Below are 7,025 nucleotides of genomic sequence, written 5' to 3'. Positions count from 1 at the left end.
AGAGCTGGCCGACCGAGCGCGAGGCCCGACTCGACGCCTTCCGATGGCTCCACCGCTACAACACCCGACGCCGACACTCCCACCTCGGACAACGATCACCGATCGCCTTCGAGAACGCCCTCCACCGCACACCAACTACGCTGGCACCAGCCGCATAACCCGTGTCCAGGATTCGGGGTCAAGGCCCGTGATCAGCGGGGCGTCGGCTGGGCTCGGGCCAGGGCATCCGGCCGGGGGGCTTACGGGCGTCGGATGAGGCCGAGGTCGGTGGCGGTGGCGACGGCGGCGGTGCGGGAGTCGACACCGAGCTTGGTGTAGACGCGGGCCAGGTGGGACTTGACGGTCCCTTCGGTGAGGTGGAGCCTTGCGCCGATGGCCTGGTTGGACAGGCCCTCGGCGAGCAGGGCCAGGACTTCGCTCTCGCGGCGGGTCACGGCGGTGCCAGGGGTGCGCAGGCGGTTCATCAGCCGGTCCGCGACGGCGGGGGCGAGGGTGGTGCGGCCGGCGGCTGCGGTGCGTACAGCGGCTGCGAGGTCCTCGGGTGGGGCGTCCTTGAGGAGGTAGCCGGTGGCGCCGGCTTCGATGGCGGGCAGGGTGTCGGCGTCGGAGTCGTAGGTGGTGACGATCAGCACTCGGGGGGCTCCGGGGCGGGCGGTGATCTGGGCGGTGGCCTCGGCGCCGCCCATGCCCTTGCCGAATTGCAGATCCATCAGCACGACGTCGATGTCGCCTCCGGTGGCGCGGGTGATCGCGTCCTCGGCGGTGGCGGCCTCGGCCACCACGGTCATGCCGGGCTCGGTTTCCAGTACGGCACGCAGTCCGGCTCGTACGACGGGGTGGTCGTCGGCCAGGAGCAGGCGGATGGAGGTATCGGTCACGGGAGGGCCTCGGGTCGGGTCTCGGCTGACGGGGTGAGGGGCAGCTGGGCGGCCAGGGCGGTGCCGTGGCCGGGGACGGATTCGACCGCCAGGGTGCCGCCGAGAGCCTGTGTGCGGGCGCGCATGGCTGCCAGTCCGAACCCGCCGGCCTCGGGACCGGGGACGGGCAGGTGGGCGGGGTCGAAGCCGCGTCCGTCGTCGACGACGTCCACGGCAACGTGATCGCCGAGATAACTGAGGGTGACCTCGGCAGTGGTGGCGTGGGCGTGGCGGACGGTGTTGGCCAGGGCGGACTGAGCGATGCGCAGCAGTGCGACCTCGTGCGCGGTCGGCAGCGGTACGGGCTCACCCGTGAGATGGAATCGTGCGGTGATCCGGTGGCGCGTGCTGGTGGTGGCGCACAGCCGCTCCAACGCGCCTGCCAGGGTGGTGCCTTCCAGGGCGGGCGGGGAGAGGGCGGCGACGAAGCGGCGGGCTTCGGCGAGGTTGTCGACGGCGGTCTGGCGGGCCTGGTCGACGTAGCGGGCAGCATTCTCCGGGGCCTGGGGAAGGGTACGTTCGGCGGCGCGCAGCAGCAGTTGGATGCTGGAGAGGCCTTGGGCGAGGGTGTCGTGGATCTCGCGGGCCAGGCGTTCGCGTTCGGCCAGCACCCCGGCAGTGTGCTGCGCGGTGGCCAGGTCGGCGCGGGTGGCGGTGAGTTCCTCGATCAGGCGCCTGCGCTGTTCGCTCTCCCGGTACAGGGCCTGGTACCCCCACACCACGGCCACCGAGACCGCGGCGCCGAGGGCCGGGCCGATCGCCATCGCCGCGTTGAAGGAACCCTGGTGCAGGGCGAAGCCGGCGATGGCGGCGACCGCGGTGGCCACCACCGCGGTCAGTCCGGCGCGGCGGGACAGCAGGTGGAGCTGGAGGAAGTACAGCGGGAACGCCACCCACACCCCGTCGGCGGACAGAGCCAGCAGTACCAGCCAGACGGTGCTCACGGCGGTCAGCCACAGTGCGGCGGCCCGACGCGAGCGGCTTATGCCTGGCAGTACCGGGCCGGCCGCATAGACCAGGCCGCACGCTACGGCCGCGGCGAGGACCCACCCGGCGTACGGACGGTGATCGGCCAGCGCCCGGCCTGCGGCCAGGGCGAGGAGACCGACGACCAGAAGGTGCAGGCACCAGGCCAGGGCACGGGTGGTGGGGGTCAGGGTGGGGGCGGTGGTGGTCACAGTCCCTCCAGCCTAGGCAGAAGACCCCGGCCCGGCCTCCACCGAAAGTTACAACCGGCGTGCCGCCTTTTGGTGCGGCAAGTGCTGTCCTGGGCCAGATGCCTGGTGGGGGCATGGGCGGCGAGAGTGGGGACATACCGCTTCCACCACTTGAAAGGGGCAGGTCCACGCCGTGTTCGTCGCCTGGAGAGACCTGAAATTCGCCAAGGGGCGCTTCGCCCTGATGGGGACCGTCATCGTGCTGATCACCCTGCTGGTCGGGCTGCTGTCCGGGCTGACGGCCGGACTGGGCCAGCAGAACATTTCCGCGATCACTGGCCTGCCTGCCGACAAGATCGCCTTCCAGGCGCCCGGCGGGGGGCAGGACCCGTCGTACTCCAACTCCACCGTCACCCAGAAGCAGTGGCAGCAGTGGTCCACGGCGCCCGGTGTCGAAAGCGCCGAACCTCTGGGGATCGCCACGACCAAGGCCACCGCGGGAGACAAGAGCACCGGGGTCTCCGCCTTCGGCGTCGAGCCCGGTTCCCGCCTCGCCCCGGGCAGCGACAAGATCACCGGCAACGCGGTGGTGCTGTCCACCACAGCGGCCGACGACCTCGGCGTGAAGCCCGGCGACTCCCTCACCCTGGCAGGCCAGAAGCTCAAGGTGGCCGCCGTCCGGGGTAACGCCCACTTCAGCCACACCCCGGTGATCTGGACCAGCCTGGACACCTGGCAGAAGACCGCGCCGCCCACCGGCAGCGACCGCGGTACGACCGCAACCGTCATCGCCCTGAACACCACCTCCCAGGCCGATACGGCCGCCACCGACCAGCAGGCCGGCACCACGACGCTCACCACGGACGCCTCGCTGTCCGCGATCGGCTCCTACACCTCCGAAAACGGCTCCCTGCAGTTGATGCGCGGCTTCCTGTTCGCCATCTCCGCCCTGGTCATCGGAGCCTTCTTCACCGTCTGGACCATCCAGCGCAGCGGCGACGTCGCCGTCCTCAAGGCCCTGGGCGCCTCCACCGCCAACCTGCTCAAGGACGCCCTCGGCCAGGCCGTCGTCCTGCTCGTCGGCGGCACCCTGATCGGCACCGGCATCGCCGCCGCCCTCGGCGCCCTGGTGTCCGGCTCCGCCGTGCCGTTCCTCCTGACCCCCGCCACCGTCCTGTTCCCGGCCGCCGTGATCATCGTCCTCGGCGCGCTCGGTGCCGCCCTTTCCATCCGCCGCATCACCTCCGTCGACCCGTTGACCGCCCTGGGGAGCGTCCGATGAGCCTGAACCTGACCGACATCACCCTCACCTACCCCGACGGCGACACCCGCCTGACCGCCCTCGACCAGGTCAGCCTGGAGGTCCCCAAGGGCAGCCTGAGCGCCGTGGTGGGCCCCTCCGGCTCCGGCAAGTCCAGCCTCCTCGCGGTCGCCGCCACCCTGATCACCCCCGACACCGGCACCGTCACCATCGACGGCCAGAACACCACCGGCCTCAGCCGCGGCGAGCTGACGGAACTGCGCCGCCACAAGATCGGCATCATCTTCCAGCAGCCCAACCTGCTGCCCTCCCTCACCGCCGCAGAACAACTCCAGGTCATGGCCCAGATCGACGGCCGCAAGCCCCGCACCGCACGTGACCGGGCCATGGAACTCCTCGACGCCGTCGGCCTGGCCGACCAGGCCGGCCGGCGCCCCCATCAGCTCTCCGGCGGCCAGCGCCAGCGCGTCAACATCGCCCGCGCCCTGATGAACACCCCCACCGTCCTTCTGGTCGACGAACCCACCAGCGCCCTCGACCACGAACGCGGCGCCGCCGTCATCGACCTCATCACCCGGCTCACCCACCAGCAGGCCACCGCCACCGTTCTGGTCACCCACGACCGCGCCCACCTCACCGCCGTCGACCAGATCGCCGAAGTCCACGACGGACGCCTCCACCTGCCCGCCCACACCTGACCCGCCCCGGACGGGAGCCGCTCACGCACCCCACTGCTGTCGCGGCAGCAAAACCCGCTGTCCGGCCGAAAGGGAACGACGCCCGTGAAGAAGCTCTACTACTCCGCAGTCATCTACACCGTCCTCGGCCTCCTCGCTGGACTCTTCTACCGGGAACTGACCAAGGCACAGGACTTCACCGGAGACACCCAGCTCTCCGTGCTCCACACACACCTGCTCACCCTGGGCACGCTGTTCTTCCTGATCGCCGTGGCTCTGGAGAAAGTCCTGCGCCTGAGCAGCGGCCGGTTCTTCAACGCGTTCTTCTGGACCTACCACGCCGGTCTGATCCTCACCACCGGCATCATGACCGTGCACGGCACCATGACCGTCCTGGGCAAGACCACCGGCCCAGCGATCTCAGGACCAGCAGGACTGGGCCACATACTCCTCACCCTCGCCCTGGCCCTCTTCTTCCTTTGCCTCCACAACCGCGTACGCCCCGACCTCACCGAACCCGGCCGGCATCCCTCCCGTGAACACCACCGGAAATAGTGCGCGGCTCTCCCGGTAGCGTCGGCGCTGCCCCACGCGCGAGGGCGCCCGGGAGACTGAAGTGTCCCGGGCGCCCTCCGTTCCAGCACGACGGTCCGGATCACGACCTGACAAAACTTCTGACGGCAACGCCGGTTTCCTGGTCCGGTCCCCCGGGCCCCCGGTCCCGGCCGGCATCCGGCCCGGCGTTCGCAGCTCGGTGGAACGACGCGAGGACCTATGGCGCGTACCCCTCCGGGCCAGCGAGGCCACCGTCCAGACACCGCTCCACCCTGCTGCGGCAGAACCGGGCCTCGAAGTCCTTGACCGCCTTGCCCACCAACCGCCCGACCTTCCCCCGGGGCCGGCGGCTCCACGTGGTCGTTACGACACCGGGCCACCACCGCCGCCGCCGGCCGATCCCGCGACAACCCGCGGAGGACTTGGGTGGGGTTCGCCGACCATCGGCTCCACGGGAGCCGCGGCACCACGCAGAGATCCCTCTCGCCGAGACCCGTCAGGTCCCGGGCGCGGTGTCCGGGTGGGCGTCGGTCTTCAACGCCCACCCGGCTCCCGGGCAGCCTGCCGGCAGCGGAGGGAAGCGGTGTCCCTTCACGTCCGTACTCCAGTGGTGGCCCGCGCCGCAGTCGCACTCGTAGATCCCGCTCTCCGGCACGATCTCGCCCGGATGCCATGTCCTCTGTTCCTCGCTCATGCCTTCTGTGTACGACGCCCCGGCGTGCCCCGCGACTCAGCAGTTGCCGCTTCACCGCCGGCCGCAGTTGCTCTTCGGCGAGAAGCTACGCGGCTCCCGTGGGGGGCGCGGGACGCAGCGTCCGACGCCTGTCACCGATACGCAGCGCGGAGCTCGGTCAGTCAGATGGCCTTGGCGCGCCGTGCCGCTCGCCCGTGCGGCCCACACGCAATGCCCCTTGCCCTGCCCTCGTGTACATGGCCGGCCCGCCCGCGCCTGAGGTATCCAGAGCGGAGTTGTCCGCTCACCGGGAAGAGGCCGCATGCATGCCGAGGTAGGGGCCAGGTCCGCGGAGGCGCGAAAGGGCGGGGTGCCGGCCCGCCGACCCCAGGCCGTAGGCCCGACGCCGCCCCTGGGCCTTCTCGCGTTGCACAGCACCGTCGGCAACGCGGCAGTCGTCCAGATGCTCCGCCGGGCCGGACACCCATGGGCCCGGGAACGGCACCAGCACGTCGCCGACTACAACCACCAGACCGAGCACCCGGTACAGCGCTCCACCGTCGATGACGTCCTGCGCACCCCCGGCAGCCCCCTCGACGACGCCGCACGCACCGAGATGGAGGCCCGCCTCGGCGCCGACTTCTCCGACGTACGGATCCACACCGACGAGGCGGCCCGCGCATCCGCCGCCGAGGTCGGCGCCCGCGCCTACACCTCCGGCAACCACGTCGTCATCGGCGAGGGCGGCGCCGACCGGCACACCCTGGCCCATGAGCTGACCCACGTCATCCAGCAGTCGCAGGGCCCGGTGGCCGGCACGGACAACGGGTCGGGGCTGCGCGTCTCGGACCCGTCGGACCGCTTCGAGCGGGAGGCTGAGGCCAACGCCACCAGGGTCCTGAGCGGACCGGTGCCTCACCAGGCGACGCAGGGCCCGGCCGAACGGGCAGGCGGCGGACCGGAGTCCGTCCAGCGCTCCGTCCACTCCCACCCGACGTCCGGCGAGAGCCCCAGCGAACAGGTCGAGAAGGACCTGGTGGGCTTCGGTGAGAGGCTCGACGCGGCCGTCCAGCTCGCCTGGCTCCAGGCCACCCAGAATCCGACCGACGCCAATCTCGCACTCACGGACGGATATCTGGGCCGGTGGGCGGAGCAGTGGGAGGAGTACCTCCAGGCCACCCCGGCGAAGAAGGCAGAGATGGCCGCGCTGGTCCCCGCCATGGCCGGCTACGCCATCGAGTCCCTCGCCACCAAGGTGTTCCTCACCGAGCGGAAGTCCTGGACCGGTCCGGCCTCTGGCCGCACGTTCTCCGTGGCCATGCAGGTCACCCATGGCAACACCCGTCCCGATGTCGTCCTCCAACTCGACGGGAGCGAGGTCGCCTGGTACGACATCACGTCCGCGAAGAGCCTGGGGCACATCTTCGAGAAGAACGGCTCCGGGTAGAAGTCCAAGCCGTACGTAGCCGAGATCACCTATCCACAAGTGACGGCACAGACGGTCGAGTCGAACACGGACAAGTGGCAGAAGGCCGGCAGTCCCGCCATCACGAACGACCCCATGATCTTCGCGAACTACTGGATGGAACGCGGGCGGTTCGAGATGACCATGGCCTCCATGCGCCAGGACATCCTCCAGGCCTCCCCCTCCCTCCTCGACCACGCCCGGAACGCGGCCGACAACGTCACGGGCAACGTGAACACGACACGCCGCAGGGAGTACATGAGGGCCTGCCTGGCGCTCTACAGAGCCGGGGTGCTCGGCGGCGGCTCCGGCGGACCCGA

8 protein-coding genes and 1 pseudogene are annotated in these 7,025 nt (G+C 70.7%); 6 read left to right on the top strand and 3 right to left on the bottom strand.

All coding sequences use genetic code 11. The features are described 5' to 3' along the window. A pseudogene (locus IH13_RS41130) lies at nucleotides 1-158 on the top strand (IS3 family transposase); the annotation flags it as partial. Nucleotides 159-239: 81 nt separating this feature from the next. Here the strand turns inward: IH13_RS41130 and IH13_RS0123175 are convergent. Both IH13_RS0123175 and IH13_RS0123170 read right to left on the bottom strand, forming a co-directional pair. Continuing rightward, nucleotides 240-878 carry a response regulator gene (locus tag IH13_RS0123175; protein ID WP_031087425.1) on the bottom strand — a complete coding sequence of 213 codons (639 nt, stop codon included), beginning with the start codon at nucleotides 876-878 and terminating at the stop codon, nucleotides 240-242. Beyond that, nucleotides 875-2,095, bottom strand: coding sequence for a sensor histidine kinase (locus IH13_RS0123170; protein ID WP_031087423.1), 1,221 nt, complete (start codon nucleotides 2,093-2,095; stop codon nucleotides 875-877). The genes IH13_RS0123175 and IH13_RS0123170 overlap by 4 nt, the downstream gene beginning before the upstream one ends. A gap of 172 nt (nucleotides 2,096-2,267) precedes the next feature. On the opposite strand from IH13_RS0123170, the gene IH13_RS0123165 reads away from it, so the two are divergent. The 3 genes from IH13_RS0123165 to IH13_RS0123155 all read left to right on the top strand — a co-directional run bounded on the left by IH13_RS0123165 (nucleotide 2,268) and on the right by IH13_RS0123155 (nucleotide 4,567). After that, nucleotides 2,268-3,356 (top strand): ABC transporter permease, encoded by a 1,089-nt coding sequence (locus tag IH13_RS0123165; protein WP_031087422.1) that lies wholly within the window; start codon nucleotides 2,268-2,270, stop codon nucleotides 3,354-3,356. Further along, nucleotides 3,353-4,033, top strand: coding sequence for an ABC transporter ATP-binding protein (locus tag IH13_RS0123160; RefSeq protein WP_031087419.1), 681 nt, complete (start codon nucleotides 3,353-3,355; stop codon nucleotides 4,031-4,033). The genes IH13_RS0123165 and IH13_RS0123160 overlap by 4 nt, the downstream gene beginning before the upstream one ends. 84 nt (nucleotides 4,034-4,117) lie before the next feature. Continuing rightward, a complete protein-coding gene (locus tag IH13_RS0123155) occupies nucleotides 4,118-4,567 on the top strand; it encodes a DUF2871 domain-containing protein (protein WP_031087418.1) in 450 nt (149 codons plus the stop codon). Between the two features lie 496 nt (nucleotides 4,568-5,063). On the opposite strand, the gene IH13_RS0123150 is transcribed toward IH13_RS0123155, so the two are convergent. Beyond that, nucleotides 5,064-5,261, bottom strand: coding sequence for a hypothetical protein (locus tag IH13_RS0123150; RefSeq protein ID WP_031087416.1), 198 nt, complete (start codon nucleotides 5,259-5,261; stop codon nucleotides 5,064-5,066). A gap of 406 nt (nucleotides 5,262-5,667) precedes the next feature. On the opposite strand from IH13_RS0123150, the gene IH13_RS41125 reads away from it, so the two are divergent. Then, entirely contained in the window at nucleotides 5,668-6,687 is a 1,020-nt protein-coding gene (locus tag IH13_RS41125) for an eCIS core domain-containing protein (RefSeq protein WP_234433366.1), read from the top strand. Between the two features lie 39 nt (nucleotides 6,688-6,726). Further along, a partial coding sequence (locus tag IH13_RS0123140) for a hypothetical protein (protein ID WP_031087412.1) occupies nucleotides 6,727-7,025 on the top strand: 299 nt, incomplete at its 3' end.

It is taken from the genome of Streptomyces sp. NRRL WC-3549 (assembly GCF_000721935.1).
GTDB lineage: Bacteria > Actinomycetota > Actinomycetes > Streptomycetales > Streptomycetaceae > Streptomyces.
Note: the sequence above shows the minus strand (reverse complement) of the source record. Positions and strands in the feature narration are given on the sequence as shown.

Bases quoted from the DNA above. Each gene is read 5' to 3' on its own strand.
- IH13_RS0123160 (WP_031087419.1), top strand. From the start codon at position 3,353: ATGAGCCTGAACCTGACCGACATCACCCTCACCTACCCCGACGGCGAC.
- IH13_RS0123150 (WP_031087416.1), bottom strand. From the start codon at position 5,261: ATGAGCGAGGAACAGAGGACATGGCATCCGGGCGAGATCGTGCCGGAG.